The sequence below is a fragment of the Bacillus sp. NEAU-CP5 genome, assembly GCF_026420705.1.
Lineage (GTDB): Bacteria > Bacillota > Bacilli > Bacillales > Bacillaceae > Bacillus > Bacillus velezensis.
Genome location: NZ_JAPMOV010000005.1, coordinates 157,923 through 180,931, shown reverse-complemented (window position 1 = coordinate 180,931; position 23,009 = coordinate 157,923). Strand labels below are relative to the sequence as shown.

Sequence of the window (23,009 nt, the reverse complement as noted above, 5' to 3'; positions counted from 1 at the left end):
CCGGGAAACATCTGTGCAAGATAAAAAAAGCCGGTATGACCCGCCATCTTCTCGGGGGCCGTACCGGCTTTTCTTAATTCTCAAGTTCTTCAATCATCAGTGACAATTCGGTCCAGCGCTCCATCGCCGCTTCAAGCTCTTCAGCCGTTTTTGCCTGTTCGGCCATCAGTTCTTGAATCTTTCCGAAATCACTTCCCGCTTCAGCGATTTCCGCTTCCAGACGCTGATGCTTTTCTTCAAGGCCGGCGATTTTGTCTTCGATGCCGTCCCATTCGATCTGATCCTTATATGAAAGCTTTTTGCGTTTTTTCTTCGGCTCTTCTTCCGCCTTTTTCTCTTCGGCCGGCTGTTTTACCGCCGTCTTCTTCGCTTTTGCGTGTTCCATGTATTCACTGTACGAACCTTGGAAACGGGAAATGACACCTTGTCCTTCAAATACGATCAGGCGGTCAATGACGCGGTCAAGGAAATAGCGGTCATGGGATACGGTGATGACGACGCCCGGGAACTGTTCGATATAATCTTCGAGCACGCTTAATGTTTCCGTGTCCAGATCATTGGTCGGCTCATCTAAAAACAGCACATTCGGTTCCTGCATCAGTACATTCAGCAAGTACAGACGGCGCTTTTCCCCGCCCGACAGCTTTCTGATATACGTCTGCTGCATCGGACGCGGGAACAGAAAACGCTCAAGCATTTGTTCCGCGGTGATGACATCGCCTTCCGCCGTTTTGACGATTTCAGCCGTCTCTTTTATATATTCAATGACTTTCATATCACCGTTCATTTCGCTGTGGTCCTGGGTGTAGTAGCCGATCCGGACCGTCTGCCCGATGGTGATATTGCCGCTGTCAGGCTGAATTCTGCCGGCGAGGCTGTTTAAAAGTGTCGTTTTTCCGATTCCGTTCGGCCCGATGATGCCGATTCTTTCCCCCGGGATGACAAGCTCATTAAACCGGCTGATCAGCGCTTGGCCGTTATAGGTAATGGCGACGTTATCGGCTTCGATCACCTGTTTTCCGAGACGGTGTGAGCCGATCGCGAAATCGAGTGATCCGGAGACTGCCGGCCCTTTTTGCTCCTTGAGCGCCTCCGCTCTGTCCACTCTCGCTTTTTGTTTCGTCGAGCGCGCTTTCGCCCCTCTTCTGAGCCACGCCAATTCGCGGCGCAGGAGGTTTTGACGTTTTGTTTCTTTCTGCTCCGCCAGCGCTTCCCGTTCGGCCCGTTTTTCCAAGAATACTTCATAGTTTCCTTTATACGTATAAAGGCTGCCTCTCTCAAGCTCGTAAATTCTGTTCGTCACCCTGTTCAGAAAATATCTGTCGTGCGTGACAAGCATAACGGCACCCGGGTATTGCGATAAGTAGCCTTCCAGCCATTCAATCGTTTCATTGTCCAAGTGGTTTGTCGGTTCATCCAAAATGAGCAGGTCAGCCGGCTGGATGACGTTTTTCGCAATCGCGACGCGCTTTCTCTGGCCGCCGGACAGCTCGCTGACATCCTTCATCAGATCGGTGACGCCAAGTTTGGTTAAAACCGTTTTGGCTAACGTATTCGCCTCCCACGCATCATTCGCGTCCATTCGGGCCTGCGCATCAAGCAGCTGTTTCTGGCGCTGGTCATTTTCCGGTTCTTCATTCAGCGCCTGAAGCGCTTTTTCGTACTCTCTCATCGTTCTCATGACGGCTGATCCGCCGGAATAAATATGCTCAAGTACGGTTTGTCCGGCCGGAAGCTCAGGGTCCTGATGCAAAAACTCAATATGCACGCTTCCTGAAGCCGTAATCTCGCCTTCCTCCGTTGATTCAAGGCCGGCAATGGTTTTCAGAAGCGTAGACTTCCCCGTTCCGTTCGGGCCGATTAAACCGATTCTTTCATTCTCTTCAATATGAAAGGAGATATGGTCGAATAATGTCTTATCTCCGTATGTTTTATAAAGGTTTTCCGCTTTTATGATGCTCATGGTCCCTATCAATCCTCACGTAAGTTCATGTGTTCATTTTAAATCAGGCGCTGGAATAAAACTAGTAAAAGGACAGACAAATTTCTTGGAAGAGATCATTTTGTCCGAAGAATGTTTCCGCCTCTCCTTTTATACACTGGAGGGGAAGAGGTGATGACATGATCAGCGTCAGTTTGTGCGTTATCGTGAAAAATGAAGAGGAAGTGCTTGCGGGCTGCCTTGATTCCGTCAAAGACATTGCGGATGAAATTGTGATTGCTGATACGGGCTCGACCGACCGGACGAAAGAAATCGCGGCCCGTTATACGGATAAGATTTATGATTTTGAATGGATCGATCACTTTGCGGCCGCCCGTAATTTTGTGTTTTCGAAAGCGGAAATGGGTTATATTCTGTGGCTGGACGCCGACGATATACTGACGGAAAAGGACCGTGAAAAGCTGATTGAACTGAAGGCGTCGCTTTCAAAAGAGGTGGACGCGGTATCCATGTATTATCACGTCGGCTTTGATGCTCGGGGAGAGGTCAGCTTCAGATACCGCCGCAACCGACTCGTCAAGCGTGAAAAAGGGTTCCGCTGGATCGGAGCCGTGCATGAGTATCTTGAAGTATACGGAAACATCATAGAAACCGATATTGCCGTCACACACCGGAAATCCGAGAAAAAGCACTCGCCTCCCTCAGACCGCAACTTGAAGATTTATGAGAAAATGGCGGAAAACAGTGAAACGATGACACCGCGCGATTTGTTTTACTTCGCGAATGAATTAAAGGATCACGGCCAGTATCAGCGCGCCATCACGTATTATCACCATTTTCTTTCCACAAAACAGTGCTGGATCGAAGACGAGATCAGAACGTGCCAATATCTATCCGATTGCTACAGGGCGGTCGGCCATGAAGAGGCCGCCATGACGTCTCTCTTAAAATCATTTCTGATCGATTGTCCGCGGCCGGAGTTCTGCTGCAGGCTCGGCGACTATTTTGCGGAGAAACGGCAATACCGGCAGGGCGTATTTTGGTATGAGCTCGCCCTATCCGCCAAAAGCAGTGATGCAGGCTTTACCCAGCTCGAATATTCCACCTGGTATCCCCATCTGCAGCTCTGCGTCTGCCACTGGCAGCTCGGCGACAGAGAAAAAGCGAAGATTCATAACGACAAAGCCGCCTCCTATCATCCGTCACATCCGAGTGTCCTGTATAATCAAAACGTGCTCGGCACATAACATCAAAAAAAAGAGCTGCCCCCGTATGAAGGGCAGCTCCTTATTGATTACGCTGTCGGAATTCCTCCGCTTACACTGTAAATCTGGGATGTCACATAGCTCGATTCTTCTGAGGCCAAAAAGACATAAATCCCTGCTAGCTCCGCCGGCTGTCCGGCGCGCTTTAATGGAACGGCCGGTGTTTCCTTGCCGAATTTCGGAATGTTTTCACCGGGCTGTCCTCCCGAAATCTGCAGCGGCGTCCAGATCGGCCCCGGCGCTACCGAGTTGACTCTGATTCCTTTATTCGCCAGCTGCTTTCCTAAGCCGACGGTAAAACCGATAATGGCATGTTTCGTCGCGGCATAATCCAACAGCATCGGGCTTGGATTATACCCTTCTACGGACGTTGTCGTGATAATAGACGCGCCTTCCGGCAGATACGGAAGTGCGGCTTTGACGAGCCAATACAGCGAGAATACGTTGACTTCAAATGTTTGATAGATTTGTTCTGTGGCAAGATCGCTGATATCATCCACTGCCTGCTGTTTGCCGGCGACAAGAGCGAGCGTGTCAAGACCGCCAAGCTCTTGATACGCTTTTTCCGCCAATTCTCCGCAAAACGCTTCATCGCTTAAATCTCCCGGCAGCAGAACGGCTTTTCTTCCCTCTTTTTCAATTAACGCTTTCACTTCTTCGGCATCCGGCTGTTCCTCAGGCAGATAGTTAATCGCCACATCCGCCCCTTCCCGGGCATAAGCAATCGCGGCGGCCCGGCCGATACCTGAATCGCCGCCGGTGACGAGGGCTTTTCTTCCCTTCAGCTTACCGGCTCCTTTATAGCTCGTTTCACCGCAGTCCGGCACAGGCTTCATCTCTTTTTGCAAACCGGGCGGTTCTTGATATTGTTTTGGAAATTCATCATGATCATATTTCGTCAGCGGGTTGTGCAGATTTGCATCAGACATACAAGACTCTCCTTTATCATTGGTGATGTATTCGTATGTGTACCCCTTTAGCATGACGGATCAAACGTGTAAGTGCAGTTTCCGCTTGATAAAGGGAAAACAAAAAAGGAGCCCGTAAGCTCCCTTTTTTTATGACTCTCCGAGTACGTTTTCAGCCATTTTCGCTAAATGCTGGGCGCTTCCCGAAATTTCCTGCATCGTGGCAGAAATTTGTTCAACCGCCGCCGCTTGGCCGTTTGTGTTCTGGTTGATGGATTCAATAGAGTCCTCCAGCCCTTTCAGCAGGCTGTGGATTTTTTTCGTAATCTGGTCAATTTGGCCGACGTTGTCTTTTGAATGAGTGGCAAGCTTGCGGATCTCATCCGCCACCACGGAAAAGCCCTTGCCGGATTCTCCTGCTCTCGCGGCTTCAATGGCCGCATTCAAACCGAGCAGATTGCTTTGATCCGAGATGCCCTTGACAGTGACGGAAATGTCGGCGATTTCTCCCGCGCTTTCACTGACTTGTTTCGCCTGAGTGGAAATCCCGGTCATCTGTGCTGAGAAACCGCTGATGGATTCTGAGATATCCGCGATGGCCGAAGCGGTCTGTTCCACGACGGCGGACAGGCTTTCAGCGACGTCGTGAAGCTTGGCTGATTTTTCAAGGCTCGTGCCGAGACCGACGCCGCCGATGACTTTTCCGTTTTCATCGTGAAGCGGAATCGCTCTGGCGATCAGCGGAAATCCGAACAGCTCTTTCGGCACCATGCTTGTCTTCTTCTGATTCATGCGGATCGCGTCTGTAATGATGTCCCCTTTTTGCAGCGGGTCTCCCGGCTTTACATTAAGAGAAAACGTTTTAGCCGGAATATTCACGATTAATTTTTCTGTATCATAAATTCCGATGGTGATGTCATCTTGGATCAGGCTGTTTAAAAAAGGCGCAACTTTGACAAAAGCGTCAAGCAGGCTGTGGGTTTGCTGCTCCGTCTGTATACTCATTTCTTTCACTCCTTCTTAATATGGGAATTGCCGTTTTTCATGCTGAACCGAAATCCATTTCAGCGTGGTGAATTCTTCAAGGCTCCATTCGCCGTTCAGCCTGCCGAGACCTGATTGTTTCTCGCCGCCGAACGCGACGTTCGGTTCATCATTAATGGTCGTATCGTTGACGTGAATCATGCCGGTTTCGATCCGCTTGGCAAACTCAACGCCGCGCTCAACGTTTGCCGTATGCACGGCTCCGCTTAAACCGAACGGTGTCGCGTTTGCGATGCTTACCGCTTCATCCTCCGTTTCAAACGGCATGATGCAGACGGCCGGTCCGAACAGCTCCTCCTTCGCGATGCTCATCTCAGGTTTCACATCTTTTAAAATGACGGGCTCAGCGACCGTTCCGCTGAATCGGCCGGACAGCACCGGAACCGCTCCCTCTTCTATCGCTTTTTCGACAGACCGTCTCAGACCTTCCGCCTGCCTCTCATTGATTAAAGGACCGATAACCGTATCAGGGTCCATCGGATCGCCGACTTTCAGCGATGACACTTTCGCTTCGTAAAGCTCTGTAAATTTGTCATATACAGATGTGTGAACGAGCACGCGGTTCGCCGACATACAGATCTGGCCTTGATGCGTAAACCGGCTGAATACGGCCGCATTGACGGCGTATTCAAGATCAGCATCCTCAAGCACGATCAGCGCGCTGTTTCCGCCAAGCTCCAACAGCGGTTTTTTAAAGTGTTTGACTGCAAGCTGTCCGATATAGCTGCCCACTCCGGTTGAGCCTGTAAATGAGATAATCCGCGGCACGGGATGCTCAACAAAGCTGTCGCCGATCTCCCCGATATCTGTCACGATAACATTGAGCAGCCCGTCCGGTACGCCGGCCGCTTCAAAAATTTTCGCGATAAGCGTTCCGCCGCAGATCGGTGTTTCTTCATGAGGCTTCAGCACGACGCCGTTCCCCGCGCCGAGTGCCGGCGCAACAGATTTCATCGAAAGGAAAAACGGGAAATTAAACGGGCTGATCACCCCCACGACTCCGGCGGGTATTCTGTACAGTCTGTTTTCTTTTCCGTCAATCGTGGACGGGAGAATTTTTCCTTCCATCCGCACCGGAAATGTTGCGGCTTCTTTTATCATATTTTTGACAAGTCCGATTTCAAACTCAGCCTTCAGCCGTGTTCCGCCAAGCTCCTCCATAATTAAGTAAATAATCGCTTCTTCGTGCTCTTCAATGAAAGAAACGGCGTTTTCCAAAATGGCCCGCTTTTTAAAAGGGTTTACTTTGTCCCATTCTTGTTTCGCAAGAGCCGCGGCGCGATATGCCGCATCCACGTCATCAGACGTCGCTTTTTGGAATGAGGTGATGACTTTTTGAGTATAAGGATTTCTGTTTTCCAATACGTTCCGGCTGCTTCCATCCCTCCATCGGCCGCCGATAAACTGCTTATTTAGTTCTTCATATTGAAACATGTAAACATCTCCCTTTCACCGAAACTTGAAATTAGTTGATGAGTCATCTTTTGTATCGGTCTTAAGGTGAGAAAATTGAACTATTTCACAATAAAATTCCCGTTCCTTCCGTGCATCGACGCTTTTTAGCTTTGTCCTTTTAAAGTGGAAAATTCTTTAATTGACTGCGAGAAATTTCGACAATATAATACAAACGTCAGTGTATATAATGATAAGAATATTATGAATTTTCAGGAGGACCCATATGTCTTTACTATTTCGGAAAAAGCCGCTGGCCGACTTAAAGGCCCAGAGCAAACAGACCAGCCTGTCCCGCTCGTTAAGCGCTTTTGACTTGGTTTTGCTCGGAATCGGCTGTGTTGTCGGCACGGGGATTTTTGTGATTACCGGGACTGTGGCCGCGACAGGCGCAGGACCGGCTTTGATTCTGTCGTTTGTGCTCGCGGGCCTTGCCTGCGCGCTCGCCGCGTTTTGTTATGCGGAATTTTCTTCATCCATTCCGATTTCAGGCAGCGTATATACGTATTCATATGTCACTCTCGGGGAGTGTCTCGCGTTTTTAATCGGATGGGACTTAATGCTTGAATATGTCATCGCGCTCGCCGCCGTCGCAACCGGCTGGTCATCCTATTTCCAGTCGCTTCTTGCAGGCTTCGGGCTGCATCTTCCGGAGGCGCTGACCGCCGCACCCGGAAGCAAAACGGGTGCCGTGTTCAACCTGCCGGCCGTTATCATTATTTTGGTCATTACCGCGATTGTTTCAAGGGGCGTGAAAGAAAGCACCCGCTTTAACAATGTCATTGTATTAATGAAAATTGCGATCATTCTGCTGTTTATCATCGTCGGTTTCGGCTACGTGAAACCGGAAAACTGGTCGCCGTTTATGCCGTTCGGAATGAAAGGCGTCATCACGAGCGCCGCGACCGTTTTCTTCGCGTATCTCGGATTTGATGCCGTGTCAAACGCGTCGGAGGAAGTGAAAAACCCGCAGAAATCAATGCCGGTCGGAATCATCGGCGCGCTTGCCATCTGCACCATCCTTTACATTACGGTATCGCTCGTCCTGACGGGAATGCTTTCGTATACTAAGCTGAATGTCGGAGATCCGGTATCTTTCGCGCTCCAATTTGTCGGCCAGAACAAGATAGCAGGCATTATTTCCGTCGGCGCGATTATCGGGATTACAACGGTCATGCTCGCTCTGCTTTACGCTCAGGTGCGCCTTACATTTGCGATGAGCAGAGACGGCCTTTTGCCCCGCATGTTTTCCAAGGTTCACCCGCGTTTTAAAACACCGTTTCAAAACACATGGGTGACGGGGATCGTTGCCGCCGGGATCGCGGGTTTTATTGATTTGGGAACCTTGGCGCATCTCGTCAACATGGGAACCTTGGCGGCCTTTACGGTCATTGCGATCGCCGTCATCGTTTTAAGAAAGAAACATCCGGATATCAAATCTTCCTTCCGTGTTCCTTTCGTGCCTTTTGTGCCGATCATCAGCGCATGCTTATGCCTGTATCTCGCAAGCAGCCTGCCGGGCGTGACATGGCTCGCCTTTGTCATCTGGATCGCCGCCGGGATCGTCGTTTATATGATGTATTCGAGAAAACACAGTTTGTTAAATAAATAAAAAGGGAGGCTCTTTTTTCTGTTTGAGAAAGAAGAGCCTTTTTTGCACTTGATAATTCATTCACCTTATGAATAATATGGTGTATGCTTCGTTTACATAAAAAGGAGGAGAATCACTTTGGCAATTGCCGCCCCGCTTAAAGAAAAACCTGTCCATCGTCCCGAGACAACCATGTATTCTATTTTGTTCATTATCGGGATCTGTCATTTGCTGAACGATTCACTGCAAGCGGTGATTCCGGCGATGTTTCCGATATTGGAACGTTCCATGAATCTTACGTTTACGCAGCTCGGAATTATCGCCTTTACGCTGAATATGGTGTCTTCCGTGATGCAGCCCGTCATCGGCTGGTATACGGATAAACGCCCGATGCCGTATGCTTTGCCGCTCGGACTCACCGCAAGCATGCTCGGCATTTTAGGTCTCGCGTTCGCCCCGTCTTTTCTGACGATTTTATGCTGTGTCTTTTTTATCGGCCTTGGCTCCGCCGTCTTTCATCCTGAAGGATCGCGTGTCGCCTACATGGCCGCCGGCGAAAAGCGCGGGTTGGCGCAATCGATTTACCAAGTCGGAGGGAATACCGGCCAGGCGATGGCGCCCTTGATTACCGCGCTGATTCTCGTTCCGCTTGGTCAATTCGGCTCTGTCTGGTTTACGCTAGTCGCCGCAATCGCTGTGCTGTTTCTCATCTATATCGCCAAATGGTATAAAGGCCGCCTTATTCATTTGCGCGCCGTAAGTAAAAAATCACCGGCCTCCGCTGTGCAGACCGTGATTACAAAACCGATTATTCTCGCCCTTATCATGATTATCTTCTTAATTTTCGCGCGCTCCTGGTATGTGAGCGCGATCGGCAACTTTTATACGTTCTATGCGATGAATGCCTATCATGTCAGCATTCAGCAGGCACAGAGCTACATCTTCGTCTTTTTATTTTTCGGAGCTGTCGGAACGTTTCTCGGCGGGCCGCTTGCAGACCGTTTCGGAAAGCGGAACGTCATCATTGTTTCGATGATAGCATCGGCTCCCTTGACGATTTTCCTTCCGTTTGCGGGGCCTGTCATCGCCTATGGCGTACTGGCGCTGATCGGCGTTGTTCTGATGTCCAGCTTCTCCGTGACGGTTGTCTACGCGCAGGAGCTTGTTCCAGGCAAAATCGGAACGATGTCAGGGCTTACAGTCGGGCTCGCCTTCGGAATGGGCGCGATCGGAGCCGTTGCGCTCGGAGCTCTTATTGATTCAGCGGGATTGACGCCGACCATGACAGCCGTCGCCTTTCTGCCCGTTTTAGGTCTGCTCGCCTTTGTCCTGCCGAGCGACAAAACATTAAAAGAATGGCATTCATAAAAATAATCCCTGCCGAAAAGGCAGGGATTTTATGTTTCAACCGTATAAAAATGAGTATCAGGAACCGCATATTTCGGAATAAACCCGTCTCTGAAATCAGGAAACGCTTTTTGAATTTCATCAATCCATTTTTTTACGTTTTTGATGTACGGCACGTAAATCATATTGACTGTCGCCTCGTCATCAATGTGATAGTACCAGCACAGATTGAATTCGTTCTCCGTGACGAGCGTAAAGCCTGAAAAATGATAAAAAATCAGCGGGGTGTCATTGACATATACAGCCCCGCCGCGCAGGCTGACGTCATATTGCTCAATATTCCACAGCGCCGCATTCGCGCCGATCGACTCCGTGACATGAACGTCTTCAAACTGCGCGGGCCACTTTTCAACATACCTTTGATCACCGTATGTCTTTTTTTCTTCATTCATCTCCACCGTACAATAAGAGATGCAATCCTGCCTCCACTGCCAGACCGCCCGATACGCTTCCCCGGTATTCCGCGCGCCGACAAACCCGGTGTTGTACTGCCCTGTCAGCTTGTAATAAGACGCAAACCGTTCTGAATTGCGGTGGTCCGTCAGAAAAAGGGAAGCATCCGGCTTTTCCGCAAACAGCTCGCCCGCATCTGAGAAGAAAAAGAGATCGGTGTCCAAGTGGGCAAAATATTCGGCTTCATCATACTCCGTCATCACATGGAACAGAAATGCCGGCTTCAGCGTCCAGCAATATTCATGAAACGTCCGGCCGCCCTTTGCTTCAAGCAGCTCCGGGTCCTCCATTTCATGGAGCTGAACCGCCGTGATATGTTCCCACGGCACCTGCTGAAGCAGTTCGTACGCTTTCTGATCGACACACAGCACATACAGATGAAAATCCCGGCAATGCTCATGGAGAGAATGAATCATCGGCATCAGTTTAAAGATATGCGTTCTGGAAACAATGGTTGAAAAATGATATTTACTCACCATATCACATCCAATTTATTTAAGATCCACATGCAGTAAATCAGCAGCCAGCGCTTTGAACGCCCTTGCAAAGTGCGTGACGCCCAGCTTTTTTTCTGCTTTTGCCAAAAGCTTTCCGACCTCCGGCAGATTGAAGCTGTTCGCCGTGATCCGCGGGCTTTTCGTCTTCCAGTCCGGGTCGAGGTTGCGGTCTTTAACCGCGTGCAGCAGCTCGAGAAAAATGTGCAGCAGGCTTTCATATTTCTCATAATTAAGCAGCACTTCGATGTCTGCCATCATGCTGTTGGTTAACTCCGCGTCAAACGGGCCGTTAAACGCGAGGTGCACGTCAAGCGAATGAATGTCATTATACTTGTCGCACATGTACGCGATATTCGCCCTGATGTCATCAACGGAAGCGCAGTTGCTCGGATGCTCCTGATGGACGCTCATGATATCGCGCCGCAGCTGAAATCTCATTCCCGACTGATGAAGCCTGATGCCGAGATCATAATCTTCAAAGCCGTATCTGACAATGCCTTCATCAAACAGGCCGAGATCTGCCACGTGCTGTCGCTTGACTGACGAATTGTTCGTAATGAAAAAACGCCACGGCAGACGGTAGCCGTTCAAATCATCTCCGTATTTTTCCAAAATGCTTTTCAGCACCCGGATAAAGTCGGTATCTAAATCAAAGCATTGGTCAAGAAAACTTCCGTCTCTGATATCACTTTCATGAAGGAGCGGCTCTTTATCGCCCGGCAGCTCTTCATACAGTTCGGCGAGTTTCTCTTTATGCTCTTTTTCAAAACGGTCATAATAAAAGCTGTAAATCCGCTTCCAGAACATACCGCATACGACAAGATCGTCCCGGTTCTCATGAGCCTTGATATGCTTCGCCACCAAATCCTTTTCGGCAAGCATATCGCTGTCATGGAAGATCAAAATATCGCCTCTGGCATTGCGGACCGCCTGATTCCGGCCGTAAGCGATCCCTCTGTTTTCTTTAATTCTCACAAAAATCAGCGGAAAATTCGCGCTGAATGATTCAAGCATGGATAAGGTTCCGTCTTCCGAACCGTTGTCAGCCACAATCACTTCGAACGGCTCTGTGCATTCCTGTTCATTCAGGGACAGCAGGCTGTTATAAAGCCGCTCCTTGGAATTATATGCGGGAACAATGACGCTTGCCTTCACTTTTCGTTCACTTCCTGTATATGATCATTTATTTGTTATCATCCTCAGATGCAAAGCCGCTGAACTCCGGGCAGACGGCGCTGACCGTCCCGATCACCCGCTTCAGAATGTCCTGATAAAGCTGATGGACAAACGGCAGGTCGGTCCGGTCCGTCTCATGAATCTGCCGAATGTCGCCGGCTGTAACGATCCGGTATCCGCTGAAATGATAGAAAATCAGCGGACTTCCGTCTTCGAGCACAAGACGCCCGTCCTTCCATGAAAACGTGTGGCGGCCGTAATTCCAATGGCCGATATTCACGCCGGGCGTGGTGATGTCACACACATTCGGGAACAGGCCGGACATGTAATCCAAGTAGCCTTGATCTCCGAATTTTCCTTCGCCCGGCGCATTTTTGCATTCTTCCAGGCAGCGTTCTTTCCACCATCTGAGACAATCTGTGCCGGCACTGTCGGTTTTGAAGCTGAGAAAACCGGAATTATACCGGCCTAAAAGACGCTGCAGCATGTCGATTTCCTGTTTTTCAAATGAGGGAATGACGATATCGCCCCGTGACAGAAGCACCGAACAATCCGGCTGATTGTCAAAAATCGCGCGCGGATCAGCGAAGAAAAACAAATCGGCATCAATGTACGTGACACGCTCTAATTCCGGATGTCCGTCCAGCACGAATTCGAGAAATACCGGCTTCACCGTCCAGCAGTATTCGCTCTGATCCCTCGTCCGCTTCAGTTCAAGGAGCTCCTCATTTTCCAGTGCGGACACCTGAATCAAGGTGACATTATCCTGCCGCATTGCCTGAAGCACGTCATAGGTGTCTTGATCCATACACAAAGTAAAAATGGGGGCGTCCGCCTGAACCGCTTTCAATGAGCCGAACAAAGCGATAGCCTGATACAGCCTTCCTTTTGATAAAACTGTGCAATATGCGCTTGTCACGTCTTTCTCTCACCTCTGTTTCTGTTACTTTTGAAAAAAGGCTTTATACCATTCGATCGTTTTTTCCAATCCTTCATCAATGGTATGTGCGGGCGTCCAATTCAGAAGCTTCCTCGCCTTTTCCGCCGATAAATATTGGTGCTTGATTTCATGGCTTCCCTGGTTGAGCACTTTCGGCTTGAGGTCACTGTCCATGGCCTTAAGAATTTTTTCTACAAGCTCCAGCACCGTCAGCTGAATCTCATTGCTGAAGTTGAACGCTTCTCCCGCAAGATTGAGCTCCTCCATCTTTTCCGCCAGCAAAAGGTATGCCTCGACCGCATCCTCGATGTAAAAATAATCACGGATAAATGTGCCGTCGCTGCGGATTTCCGGCGCTTCACCGTTCAGCACGAGCTGAATCGTCTGCGGAATAATCCGGTTGAAGTTCAAATCTCCGCCGCCGTACAAGTTGCCGCAGCGCGTAATACAGACCGGAAGTCCGTACGTATTAAAATATGTGTGGCTTAACAAATCGGCACAGCTTTTTGATACGTCATACGGATGTTTGCCTTGAAGAGGCATGTTTTCATCGTACGGCAGTGTCGGCTGGTCGCCGTACGCTTTATCACTGGACGCGACGATCACCCGCTTGATGAGCGGATGCCTGCGGCACGCTTCAAGGATGTTCCATGTGCCGAGAATATTGGCTTCAAATGTGGAAATCGGATTGCGGTTTGCGACGCCGACGATCGCCTGAGCGGCTAAATGAAAGACCGTGTCAATTTCATATTCGCCCAGCGCCCGCTCAATCACATCCAGATCTTCAAGCGCGCCCTGCACGATATTCATTTGCTTCACTTGTTCTCCCTGATACAGGTTCGACTTGGGCACAGTGTCACGGACAAGTCCCGTCACATTGGCCCCCTGATCGATCAGTTCCTTCACCAAGCAGCTTCCTAAAAGACCTGTACATCCCGTCACAAACACATTTTTATTTTTCCAGAAACTCAAACTTGATCACCATACCTTCCATACATGTTGTCCCCGGTCCCACATCTTGTTGATTTCCAGCAGGTTTTTATACGTATCGATCGCCGTCCAGAAACCGTAATGCCGGTATACCGCCAATTCGCCGTCTTTCGCCAGCTCCTTCAGCGGTTCTTCTTCAAACATGACATCCCTGTCTTTCGGCAGATAATCAAATACCTTCGGGCTGAGCACGAAAAATCCGCCGTTGATGATGCCGTCACTTGAGGTTTTTTCAGAAAAGCTTTTCGCCATACCGTCTTCAACCGTCAGCGTTCCGAATTGCGAGGTCTTTTCTATACCGGTGACGGTCGCCGCAGCCCCTTTTGATTGATGATAGCTGATCAGATGAAACAGGTTGATGTTGGCCAGTCCGTCCCCGTACGTCATAAGAAAGGTTTCATCACCGATGATGTCCTTCGCCTGTAAAAGCCGCCCCGCTGTCTGCGTGTGTTCCCCCGTGTCTAAAAAAGTGATTTTCCACGGCTCGGATTTTCCCAATATCCGCACTTCTCCGGTAGAGCTGTCCAGCGTCATGCTGTGATTCTTCCAGTCATAATCTAAGAAATATTCCTTAATCATCTCTCCTTTGAAACCAAGAAGCAGGATAAATTCGTTCACGCCATAGTATTGATAGAGTTTCATAATATGCCATAGAATCGGTTTGCCGCCTATCATGGCGAGCGGTTTGGGACGTTCATTGGTGATTTCGCTCATTCTCGTTCCTTTTCCGCCGCAGAGAATGACTGCTTTCATCTCTACCCCTCTTCTCTGTGAATATTGGATTCGAAACCGCCCGTATAAGAGAAACCAACCCGATAATTTGTCCGATTCTCTATTACCGGTTTCAAAATCTACTGTAAGATATGAGAGATTGGCGCCCTTTGTGACCAAAAGCTCTCTCTTTTTTCAGATTGGTGAAGATACACACAAAAAAAGAGCCCCACGGAAATTCCGTAAGGCTCTTTCTATTATTTATTATCCTGATTCAGCTTTTCTTTGCCGTAATGATATTTAGACGGATCAACCGGCGTAAAGTCGCTCAATTTGTGGAATCTGAGCAAGTCTTTGTACATCACGCTGTCAGACAGCTTCAGCTGCTCTGTGACTCTGGCTTTCAGGTTTTTCGTTTCCTGATTGCCTTTCAGTTCTTTTCCTGTCTTCGTATCGTATACGACATTGGAGATGGAAGTATATTTCGGCGTGACGTAATCTCCGTTACGGAACGTCACCGTATCATCATGGTCTTTCGAGAAGAGATCGGTGCCGAAATTAATATATTTCTTAGAATCGATGCCTTCCAAGTGAAGGATCGTCGGCACAACGTCCATTTCACCGCCGTACGTATGGTTCACCCCGCCTTTTTTGCCCGGGATGCGAAGCATAAGCGGCACACGCTGATTCTGCGCGTTTTGATAAGGCGTAATTTCTTTGCCGAGAATTTCTTTCATCGCGCGGTTATGGTTTTCAGAGATTCCGTAATGGTCTCCGTAAAGCATAATCACCGAGTTGTCATATAAACCGGATGACTTCAGGTCTTTAAAGAACTGTTCAAGCGCCTCGTCGAGATAACGCGCCGTCTGGAAATAGTCATCCACAGTCGCGTCGCCCGTTTTCGCTTTTTCGATCGTTGCGTCTTTTTCATCAAGCGTAAACGGATAATGGTTCGTCAGCGTGAGCAAATGCGCGTAGAACGGCTGTTTCAGCGATTGAAGCTTCGGAATGGATTCTTTGAAGAATGGTTTATCCTTCAGTCCCATATTGACAAGGTTGTCATCAGACATATCGTATGTGCTGGCGTCAAAGAATTTATCGTAGCCGATATGTTTGTAAATCTGGTCACGGTTCCAGAATGATTTGTAGTCACCGTGTAAAACGGCGCTTGTATAGCCCTCACTTTGGTCAAGGATGGCAGGAAGCGATTGATACGTGTTTTCCCCTTTTGTCACGAAGGCTGATCCTTCAGGCAGTCCGAACAGGCTGTTATCCATCATCAGCTCGGCGTCAGATGTTTTACCTTGGCCCGTTTGGTGGAAAAAGTTATCAAAGTACGTCATGTCCTCTCCGCCGCGGGCGAGTTTATTCAGGAACGGCGTGACTTCTTTTCCGTCAAGTTTGTAGTTGATCAAAAACGATTGGAAGCTCTCCAGGTGAATCTTAATGATGTTTTTGCCTTTGGCCTTGCCGAAATACTCGGCGTTCGGCTTCGCATAATGCGACGATGTGTAGTTTTCAACGCTCGTCAGGTCATCGCTGCTGGCATATGCCCGCTGTGATTCCGTCTGCGCCGTCTGTACGCCGTCATAAATTGTGTAATTATAAAGGCCTAAGTATTTTACAATGTAATTGCGGTCAAACGTTCTTGTCAGCAGCTCCGGGCGGTCCTCTTCGGCAATCGCCAGGTTCACGAAGAACAAAACAATACCCGTCACGATAATTAATGACGTATACCGTTTTTTCAGCTTGAATTCCTTCAGCTCACGTCTCCACACCAGAAGCGCGATTAAAATAATAATATCAACAAAGTATAAAATATCATGGCCGGACATAATGCTGAAGATGCCGTCTCCCATATTTCCCACATTACCGGATTGCTTTAAGTTCGGGAATGTCAAGAAATCATCGAAGAATCGATAGAATAGGATATTTGCATACAAAATAAACGTCATGATGAAATCAATAATCACCATGATAATCGCTGATTTGCGGCCTTTCGCAAACAATGCCAGTCCTAAAAAGAAAATGGCGCTTGAGAACGGATTGATCACAAGCAGAAACTGCTGCGTCGGACCCTTCACCCCAAGGTTGAATTCAGCATGATAGGCTAAATACGTTTTGGCCCAAAACAAAATAATAGCCAGTACAAAAAAACTAAGTCTGTAAGAAAATAATTTCTTCATGGCAACCTCTACTTTCCTAAACACTTTAAATCTGTATTCTTACTTTTTGCTTCAATTCCTGCTTTCCGAGCAAAACGAAAGCATCACACAGCCCCATAAACACACCATTTAAAAAAACGATATATTTATCATTCGTGTCATGCCCATTGAACATCTTATCCCGCCAGCCATTAGACGCAGGATATCCGTTCTTCGTTTCACATTTTTTTCTGGCATTAAAAGGTACCGTATCAGACCGGGTCTGAAAATAGGAGATACCAAATATAAGAATAACACAAACTTCTAAAAACGAACAATGAATATCAAAGACAGCCGCCCAACAGGCGGGCTGAAGTTATTGTATGCAAAGGGGTTAAAAAACTTGAAGGTTTTTTTGGCTGATGTAAAAAAAGGACTGGAGTCATCCAGTCCTTTACCTGTCAAATTATCGCTTAGACCCTAAAGATATACAAAAATGCTTTCTTCACGTTTACCTTTTGTTTTTTATAATCCAACCATGCAGCAGAGCTGGCATTTGTGACTGCTTTAACTGTTCTCCAACACTGGTCCTTAACGCGTCTTGCAAATTTCTGTTTCTCATTAGCGAAAAAAATTGTGAACTGGTTTCATCAAACCCGCCAATAAAGGAATTACCCACCTGAAATGACACCCCATGTTGTTCTTTGGTCACAACATGCAGCAGCTGTTTAAATTCTTCCAGTGTTAAAGAAGCACGATATTGATCTTTTAAATAGGCTTCTTCCTCACGAGATTGCGCTGCGTTAAGGCCCTCTCCCAAACTGTTCCTGTCCAAGTCTACAATATAGATACATGATTGATCTGATAATAGATGGATGAGTGTATTTACAATAGCAATAGGATTCTTAAAGAGTCCAAAACATAGATGTATGAATATAATGTCTTGCTTCTTAGACACATATTGCATAATATTTTCTGCATTTGAACATATAAAAGATGCATTAATACCGAGTTTTTTTGCTGAAGAAATTGCTTGGGCAGAGGAATCAATACCTGTCAGTTCGATCTTTTGAAACCGACTGTTCAAATATTGAATTACTTGCCCCTGTCCGCAACCAATATCTAATACAGAATACGGCTCTCTATTAAATTTACTGGAGTAAAACGACAGAAATGTTTCAATTGAAATACTTCTAATGGATGAGGTTTCCCTCTCATCATACCGAAAGCTCACTTTACTTTTCTCAGGATGAGAAAACCATGTTTGTGCTTGAATTCTGTTGGCTTCTGACTCTCTGACAATTGTTTCAATTTCCATATAACTGTGACACCTCCAAAGAGTTTACCACTCTGCTTGAGACATTGTCGGCGAAGATGGATTTATTTTCTTTTTGCTGACAGGACGAAAATACTGGATAGTTAAATTATGCACAATATGGAATGCAGCTGCTGATAAAAAATCAAATTGTGCAGCTATTACAGCTATTACAGTAAATACAGTCATATAGGGGGCTGACTTTACACCACCGAGGGGAATATGGAGCAGTAAGAATCCTATCGAGCTAATACACGTACACAATAAGACAGAATCAAAGAAGTATAGTTTAAATAGAAAAGGAATACAAATTCTCCATATTAATTCCTCTGAAACTGCGCATAAAGGCAGGAAAATCAATGTATCAAGTTTATTTACTTTTCTTTTAACAAATACAACGGATTTGTTTTTCCCCTTCCAGATAACATAAGGAAAAAAGAAACCTAGGGCACTAAATAATAAAACACCGTACGCATTATTGCTATGTATTAAAAAAAAGTTATCATCTAATAAGAAGATGCTGCAACACATAATTCCACCAAAAACGGTGATAATATCATAACTGCGCTGCGGTGTTATATGACGAGTCAGTTTATATTCCTTAGTTCTATGCTTGATTTGATACATAACTGTTAGCTTTGAAACATAGGGACCCATCAAATGAATCAGGATCCCTATAAAGATGCATGCCCTTAACTCCATCATGTTCCTGCAACTAAAGTATATATAGGGGCATCGTCTACTCCATTATGGCCACCAATAAGATCCATGAGCTCATCATCTATAAACCCTCCGTATGGACGGCTCTGGATACATTGGGCTGTGGCCAATAAAATCATATTCTGCATCAGATGACCCGCTTCAATAAATATAAATCGATATGAACGATGGCCATATTTAAACCTTGACCTCCAAAAGCTAGCCGATATGATTACAGCGAAAGAAAAGTCCTTTACAGCTTCTTCTTGTAACATTATTCTTCCGAAATCCTCTTCAGAGTACTCACCTAGATGAACTAGGCTCTTACGATAAGGATCAAAGTGATATAGACCTTTTTCCAAAGAATCCACCTTGTTGCTAACAACGTACAGATCCAACGGATAAAGAGCTCCGCCAGAAGGAATAGGGCGTCTAGGACCTTCAGGGCGCTCTATTAATCCATAACTACCCTGCAGAATGGTAGAAAGCTGTGCTAATGTTGTACTACCACCGTTAAACTGTTCGATACTTCTCCTATTTTGAATAACTTCATCTAATGATACACTTGTCCTCAATGGGGAAGGTAATGTAATCAATGGCAAGTCATCAAATCGTTTACCTGCATGAGTAGCGATCTTCTGTAATGTTGCAGATCTCATTAGGCCTGCTACTCCTGGCGCGTCCCACGCCATAGAGCTTCGATAAACTTTCGAAGCCTCAAACCAGTTCTCAGAAGGATCATCAAATCTTAGTTTTTCATTGCCATAGACTACATCAACCAAATTAGTGGCATGCCTTTCAATCTCTTTCATTTCGTTAACCCCTTTCACCTTAGTATTTATGGGAATGGATGAGGTACTGGATTAAGTGTTTCGATTGTAAACGGGTCTGGTACTAACCCTAAATCGTAAGAATGTCGTAATATACGTTCTCCACCCAACATTCTTCCCCTGTAAAGGACATCTATAGGTTTAAACCCTGGAATGATGGACTTTACTACATAAGCTCCGGCATCTTTTATATCAGGACTTGTTAAATCAAATGTAGCCACTTTGAAACCTTTTTCATATAGGTGATCATTTAGACTATTCCAAAGTACATCAGGAGAACTATCATCGAATGACTTAAATTGGTTAACATCAACTAAAGTGCTGTTACTTGTAAGGAAATCAGCTTCCTTGACGATATCGGTTCCTGCGTAAAGCTTAATATGGTCCTCAAAACTATTGATATCCCTATTAAAATCCGCATTCACTAATGCGTTACCTAAACGTTGTTCCGTCTTGACCCAAGTTCTTGTATACATACCTTCAATTGCTGCCTTTTCACAAGCCCTTTCTATTGAATAGGAGGAGGCGGCTCCAATTGCAAAAGGGGCTAAATTCGTATGAGGATTTCTGACAACTGCTAGCACAGAAGGAATACCTGAAAATACAGTCATATCAACTAAGTGCAGCCGCAATGATGTTGGTTTAATATATCTTTCATAAAAGCGTTTTAATCTCGGAGAAGAATTCACATCAATCTGGGGCAAGCTCAGCTTGTTATACCAGGTAAGCATAAAAGCATCCCGTTCAATCGTTTCAAATAAACCTGAAATTGCTGCTTCTACAAAGGTAATTCCGCAAGCAAGACCATTACTTGTAGCATGACCTATATTAGTGTCCCCAGGCCATTCCGTATGATTGGCGATATGGATTAGTTGCCCTGGGGTCCATACCTCCTCATTTGTTTTAGCATATGTCCCTTTTCTCCACCACAGCTTAGTATTTTCATTCCAAACTTCATGAGGAAATATAGGATCTTTGAATTGAGTTGGAGCGTACAATTCCCAATCTTTATATCCAATGAAACGCTTATTCTCCTTCTCTAATTCCTTTTGTGATCCAAAACATACAACATCAGAATCAAATGGAAGATAAGCTGCACTATATCTTTCCACCGTTTCCCCAATAGCAGCTAGTCTTGCCGCAGCCGCATTATCCGATCCGCCTCCATTATAAGAATTAGAGGGGACTCCGAATAAAATTTTACTGTCTGTCCCATGAGCACCGTACGAGTGTCCCCAAACGTCATCTACATCGCGTAATTTCCGATACTCTCTTCTCACTATACCTACATATGGATCAGCAAGACTATCAAGGACTTTCCATGAATCTTCTAATGTCGTCCATTTACTCACCATAATTATTTGGCCACCTCGCCGTGATACCATACTTGAGGAAACCCTGTGTCAGCGGCAGGAGAACACTTTTGGCATCTCGGTACTCTATATACACGATGGTTATCAACTGAAACTCCCCTGTCATCCAAATTGACAGTTATAAAACCACCTGGAACGGCGCTTGGTGCATAGTCTCTTAGTGTAATCCACTCTGTGACAAGATTATTCGCTATTCCTGCCTGTACCAAATGAACTGGCTGATTATATACCGGTTGTTTCGCAGCGTTGACTGGCTTGACCTTCATCAATTCTGAACGAAATACCTCATCTGAAAAGTTTGCTGATTTACGTAGGTTATAACAATGGAGACATGCAGACTTGTGCGGGATGAAAAATGGACCAACCCAAGCTGTCTGACCATCGTATGGAATAACACACAACCAAGGGACATGATCTTCTAATGACTGATCATTTACTTGTTCTAACAGCGGGTCCAAATGTGAAGCTGCTACAGCAATACGTATCGAAGGCTTCCCATTATCCGGTTTTTCTTTCCAATCTATGTTTAATCCTGTTTCCTGCAAGCTATTAGTAAGGGTTATTGCTAGGTTATTTTCCCCATGTGCTACAACTTCCACTATGCTTGTCTTTAATCTATGTAAGATCTGGTTGACTTCCACTTGCCCCCCTGCCCTCTCATATGCCAAAAAAGCAGTCATGTCAAAATTAGAAGTAGATTGTATACACAATCCGTTCGTCACCAGGAAATCGAAGACGTTTCTTAACTGATCTTTCTCTAGGTTGAACCTTTGGTGCAGTTCTTCAATTGAGACTCCATTCTCACATACAAGATATTCTGAAATTGCCTCAAAGAATTCAACGATTCCTTCTCCATCAACTTTTGTAATGGATTGTGCTTTAAAGCTTAACAGGCTTCCTTCCAATTCTCCCAAAGTAATATGAGGAGATAATTTGAACCTTACAACCGTTTGAATAGATTGAGTTTGTTGAGACATCTGTATTCCTCCTTAATTAATTTGTTTATTTTCAAATAATTGAGCTGCATTTGGCGGATGCCCAATTATCTGTTCCAGAATATTAGTAGTTGGTTCTAGTCGGTCATCGGAAGACAGTATCTGATATTCTACCAACCATTCTATTAGATCCAGTGGCATGTTATTTTGCATCAGCATCCTAATCGCTTCCTCTTTATTTTTACATTGTAAATCTATCTGCATTTCCAAATCTTGTTCAAATATATCTTTGAGTCTTTCCATACTAATAACTTCCGCTCCGGTTAGGTCAAAGGCTTTCCCTGCGCGAACATTTACATCTTTTTTTGAGATTAAGCATGCAGATGCAACATCTTGAGTGGAAATCCAATTTACGCCTACCGGAGAAAAAGCAGTGAGCAGTATTCCTGTGGCTGCTGCCCATCCTCTGTACAACTCGATTCCGATATCCAAAGGGGATGTTCTGTATAAAATACTTTTTTTATATTTTTGTAGTAACTCTGTTTCCACGTAACCCAATTCATCATTCAAATTATATCTCCGGTTTGAAAGTATGATTGTTTCAGCATCCAAGTCAAAAGAGTTGATGAAAGAATCACTTTCGTACTTTATTGATCCGCCTAAATCTACAATCTGCAGTGGATAATCATGGAGCTCAGCCGCCTTATCCTCCAATATTTGTTTCAGGGGTTCCCTAACTCCCATGTAGTGAATTTTCACGTCTAATACCTCCTAGTCAATAATCTCACTCGATCAATCTCATGATTTGTCATCAGAAAGATAAGCAAAAAAGTTAATATAACCAATTAATACTTAATATGGAAATCATAAATTTGATAATCACCGTGAATAAATGTCTTAACAAAAGATGGTTGAACCATAAAAGTTAGGACAGTGCAGCAGCAAATAGAAAACAGCATACAAGATTAAGTTAGTTAGGATCAGAAGTTAAATACCTTTCTTAAAGTAAACAAAGGATGGTGTCTTGAGAAAACAAATAAGTTAATAACGTATTACTTCCTCCTACTTTAGATCGCCAGGGGCGGCCTGGTTCATCTCTCTGTGCGACAAAATAATACAGGGAGTTACGAATTCACAAATATCATTAAATCAATTATTGATTTTGTAATACTATCTGAAGAAGCTTCTGAAGAATGCTGAGGTAATACAAAGAAGAGTAAATCTTTCGTAGGTGACACCAGAATCATTACAATACCAATGGGGTACAAGAAACCCTTAGTAAATTAAGCTTTATTCTAAGCAGTCGGGCAGTCACCCCTTTTGTCCAACAGACAAAG

At 45.9% G+C, this 23,009-nt stretch carries 19 protein-coding genes; 3 read left to right on the top strand and 16 right to left on the bottom strand.

Features of this window, described 5'->3' with window-relative positions; all coding sequences use genetic code 11:
- Positions 1–73: 73 nt before the first annotated feature.
- Positions 74–1,963 (bottom strand): ABC-F family ATP-binding cassette domain-containing protein, encoded by a 1,890-nt coding sequence (locus OTK50_RS16270; RefSeq protein ID WP_138091867.1) that lies wholly within the window; start codon positions 1,961–1,963, stop codon positions 74–76.
- A gap of 158 nt (positions 1,964–2,121) precedes the next feature.
- On the opposite strand from OTK50_RS16270, the gene OTK50_RS16265 reads away from it, so the two are divergent.
- Positions 2,122–3,189: a glycosyltransferase family 2 protein gene (locus tag OTK50_RS16265; protein WP_266121961.1), complete on the top strand. Its 1,068-nt coding sequence runs from the start codon at positions 2,122–2,124 to the stop codon at positions 3,187–3,189.
- Positions 3,190–3,236: 47 nt separating this feature from the next.
- On the opposite strand, the gene OTK50_RS16260 is transcribed toward OTK50_RS16265, so the two are convergent.
- From OTK50_RS16260 to OTK50_RS16250, 3 genes are all read right to left on the bottom strand, one after another.
- Positions 3,237–4,136: an SDR family oxidoreductase gene (locus OTK50_RS16260; protein WP_007408956.1), complete on the bottom strand. Its 900-nt coding sequence runs from the start codon at positions 4,134–4,136 to the stop codon at positions 3,237–3,239.
- Between the two features lie 129 nt (positions 4,137–4,265).
- The gene (locus OTK50_RS19975; RefSeq protein WP_370466150.1) at positions 4,266–4,670 is read right to left on the bottom strand and encodes a methyl-accepting chemotaxis protein; all 405 of its coding nucleotides are present in this window, start codon (positions 4,668–4,670) and stop codon (positions 4,266–4,268) included.
- Between the two features lie 465 nt (positions 4,671–5,135).
- Positions 5,136–6,593, bottom strand: a complete 1,458-nt coding sequence (locus OTK50_RS16250; protein ID WP_038457244.1) for an aldehyde dehydrogenase family protein — start codon at positions 6,591–6,593, stop codon at positions 5,136–5,138.
- A gap of 244 nt (positions 6,594–6,837) precedes the next feature.
- On the opposite strand from OTK50_RS16250, the gene OTK50_RS16245 reads away from it, so the two are divergent.
- Both OTK50_RS16245 and OTK50_RS16240 read left to right on the top strand, forming a co-directional pair.
- Positions 6,838–8,223 carry an amino acid permease gene (locus OTK50_RS16245; protein ID WP_266121960.1) on the top strand — a complete coding sequence of 462 codons (1,386 nt, stop codon included), beginning with the start codon at positions 6,838–6,840 and terminating at the stop codon, positions 8,221–8,223.
- A 117-nt stretch (positions 8,224–8,340) separates the two neighbouring features.
- Positions 8,341–9,570 (top strand): MFS transporter, encoded by a 1,230-nt coding sequence (locus OTK50_RS16240; protein WP_007408952.1) that lies wholly within the window; start codon positions 8,341–8,343, stop codon positions 9,568–9,570.
- 29 nt (positions 9,571–9,599) lie between these two features.
- Here OTK50_RS16240 and OTK50_RS16235 read toward each other — a convergent pair whose 3' ends face one another.
- The 12 genes from OTK50_RS16235 to OTK50_RS16180 all read right to left on the bottom strand — a co-directional run bounded on the left by OTK50_RS16235 (position 9,600) and on the right by OTK50_RS16180 (position 22,431).
- The gene (locus OTK50_RS16235; RefSeq protein WP_007408951.1) at positions 9,600–10,538 is read right to left on the bottom strand and encodes a putative nucleotide-diphospho-sugar transferase; all 939 of its coding nucleotides are present in this window, start codon (positions 10,536–10,538) and stop codon (positions 9,600–9,602) included.
- Positions 10,539–10,553: 15 nt separating this feature from the next.
- A complete protein-coding gene (locus OTK50_RS16230; RefSeq protein WP_059366706.1) occupies positions 10,554–11,714 on the bottom strand; it encodes a glycosyltransferase family 2 protein in 1,161 nt (386 codons plus the stop codon).
- 28 nt (positions 11,715–11,742) lie between these two features.
- Positions 11,743–12,654, bottom strand: coding sequence for a putative nucleotide-diphospho-sugar transferase (locus OTK50_RS16225; protein ID WP_015239358.1), 912 nt, complete (start codon positions 12,652–12,654; stop codon positions 11,743–11,745).
- Positions 12,655–12,678: 24 nt separating this feature from the next.
- Positions 12,679–13,647 (bottom strand): GDP-mannose 4,6-dehydratase, encoded by a 969-nt coding sequence (locus OTK50_RS16220; RefSeq protein ID WP_012117042.1) that lies wholly within the window; start codon positions 13,645–13,647, stop codon positions 12,679–12,681.
- A gap of 6 nt (positions 13,648–13,653) precedes the next feature.
- Positions 13,654–14,418, bottom strand: a complete 765-nt coding sequence (rfbF, locus tag OTK50_RS16215) for a glucose-1-phosphate cytidylyltransferase (RefSeq protein ID WP_052827163.1) — start codon at positions 14,416–14,418, stop codon at positions 13,654–13,656.
- A 215-nt stretch (positions 14,419–14,633) separates the two neighbouring features.
- A complete protein-coding gene (locus OTK50_RS16210) occupies positions 14,634–16,562 on the bottom strand; it encodes an LTA synthase family protein (protein WP_003155677.1) in 1,929 nt (642 codons plus the stop codon).
- Between the two features lie 469 nt (positions 16,563–17,031).
- Positions 17,032–17,838: a class I SAM-dependent methyltransferase gene (locus tag OTK50_RS16205; protein WP_076425516.1), complete on the bottom strand. Its 807-nt coding sequence runs from the start codon at positions 17,836–17,838 to the stop codon at positions 17,032–17,034.
- 24 nt (positions 17,839–17,862) lie between these two features.
- Positions 17,863–18,537 carry a type II CAAX prenyl endopeptidase Rce1 family protein gene (locus OTK50_RS16200; protein WP_227749529.1) on the bottom strand — a complete coding sequence of 225 codons (675 nt, stop codon included), beginning with the start codon at positions 18,535–18,537 and terminating at the stop codon, positions 17,863–17,865.
- A complete protein-coding gene (locus OTK50_RS16195) occupies positions 18,537–19,346 on the bottom strand; it encodes a SagB/ThcOx family dehydrogenase (RefSeq protein WP_076425519.1) in 810 nt (269 codons plus the stop codon). The genes OTK50_RS16200 and OTK50_RS16195 overlap by 1 nt, the downstream gene beginning before the upstream one ends.
- 26 nt (positions 19,347–19,372) lie before the next feature.
- On the bottom strand, positions 19,373–20,719 hold the full coding sequence (locus OTK50_RS16190; RefSeq protein ID WP_015239353.1) for a YcaO-like family protein: 1,347 nt from the start codon (positions 20,717–20,719) through the stop codon (positions 19,373–19,375).
- 2 nt (positions 20,720–20,721) lie between these two features.
- Positions 20,722–21,714, bottom strand: coding sequence for a TOMM precursor leader peptide-binding protein (locus OTK50_RS16185; RefSeq protein ID WP_076425521.1), 993 nt, complete (start codon positions 21,712–21,714; stop codon positions 20,722–20,724).
- A 12-nt stretch (positions 21,715–21,726) separates the two neighbouring features.
- The gene (locus tag OTK50_RS16180) at positions 21,727–22,431 is read right to left on the bottom strand and encodes a hypothetical protein (protein ID WP_012117035.1); all 705 of its coding nucleotides are present in this window, start codon (positions 22,429–22,431) and stop codon (positions 21,727–21,729) included.
- Positions 22,432–23,009 lie beyond the last annotated feature (578 nt).

Excerpts from the sequence above, each read along its gene's own strand:
- OTK50_RS16270 (WP_138091867.1), bottom strand. The coding sequence starts at position 1,963 with ATGAGCATCATAAAAGCGGAAAACCTTTATAAAACATACGGAGATAAG.
- OTK50_RS16265 (WP_266121961.1), top strand. The coding sequence starts at position 2,122 with ATGATCAGCGTCAGTTTGTGCGTTATCGTGAAAAATGAAGAGGAAGTG.
- OTK50_RS16260 (WP_007408956.1), bottom strand. The coding sequence starts at position 4,136 with ATGTCTGATGCAAATCTGCACAACCCGCTGACGAAATATGATCATGAT.
- OTK50_RS19975 (WP_370466150.1), bottom strand. The coding sequence starts at position 4,670 with ATGACCGGGATTTCCACTCAGGCGAAACAAGTCAGTGAAAGCGCGGGA.
- OTK50_RS16250 (WP_038457244.1), bottom strand. The coding sequence starts at position 6,593 with ATGTTTCAATATGAAGAACTAAATAAGCAGTTTATCGGCGGCCGATGG.
- OTK50_RS16245 (WP_266121960.1), top strand. The coding sequence starts at position 6,838 with ATGTCTTTACTATTTCGGAAAAAGCCGCTGGCCGACTTAAAGGCCCAG.
- rfbF (WP_052827163.1), bottom strand. The coding sequence starts at position 14,418 with ATGAAAGCAGTCATTCTCTGCGGCGGAAAAGGAACGAGAATGAGCGAA.
- OTK50_RS16210 (WP_003155677.1), bottom strand. The coding sequence starts at position 16,562 with ATGAAGAAATTATTTTCTTACAGACTTAGTTTTTTTGTACTGGCTATT.
- OTK50_RS16205 (WP_076425516.1), bottom strand. The coding sequence starts at position 17,838 with ATGGAAATTGAAACAATTGTCAGAGAGTCAGAAGCCAACAGAATTCAA.
- OTK50_RS16200 (WP_227749529.1), bottom strand. The coding sequence starts at position 18,537 with ATGGAGTTAAGGGCATGCATCTTTATAGGGATCCTGATTCATTTGATG.
- OTK50_RS16195 (WP_076425519.1), bottom strand. The coding sequence starts at position 19,346 with ATGAAAGAGATTGAAAGGCATGCCACTAATTTGGTTGATGTAGTCTAT.
- OTK50_RS16190 (WP_015239353.1), bottom strand. The coding sequence starts at position 20,719 with ATGGTGAGTAAATGGACGACATTAGAAGATTCATGGAAAGTCCTTGAT.
- OTK50_RS16185 (WP_076425521.1), bottom strand. The coding sequence starts at position 21,714 with ATGTCTCAACAAACTCAATCTATTCAAACGGTTGTAAGGTTCAAATTA.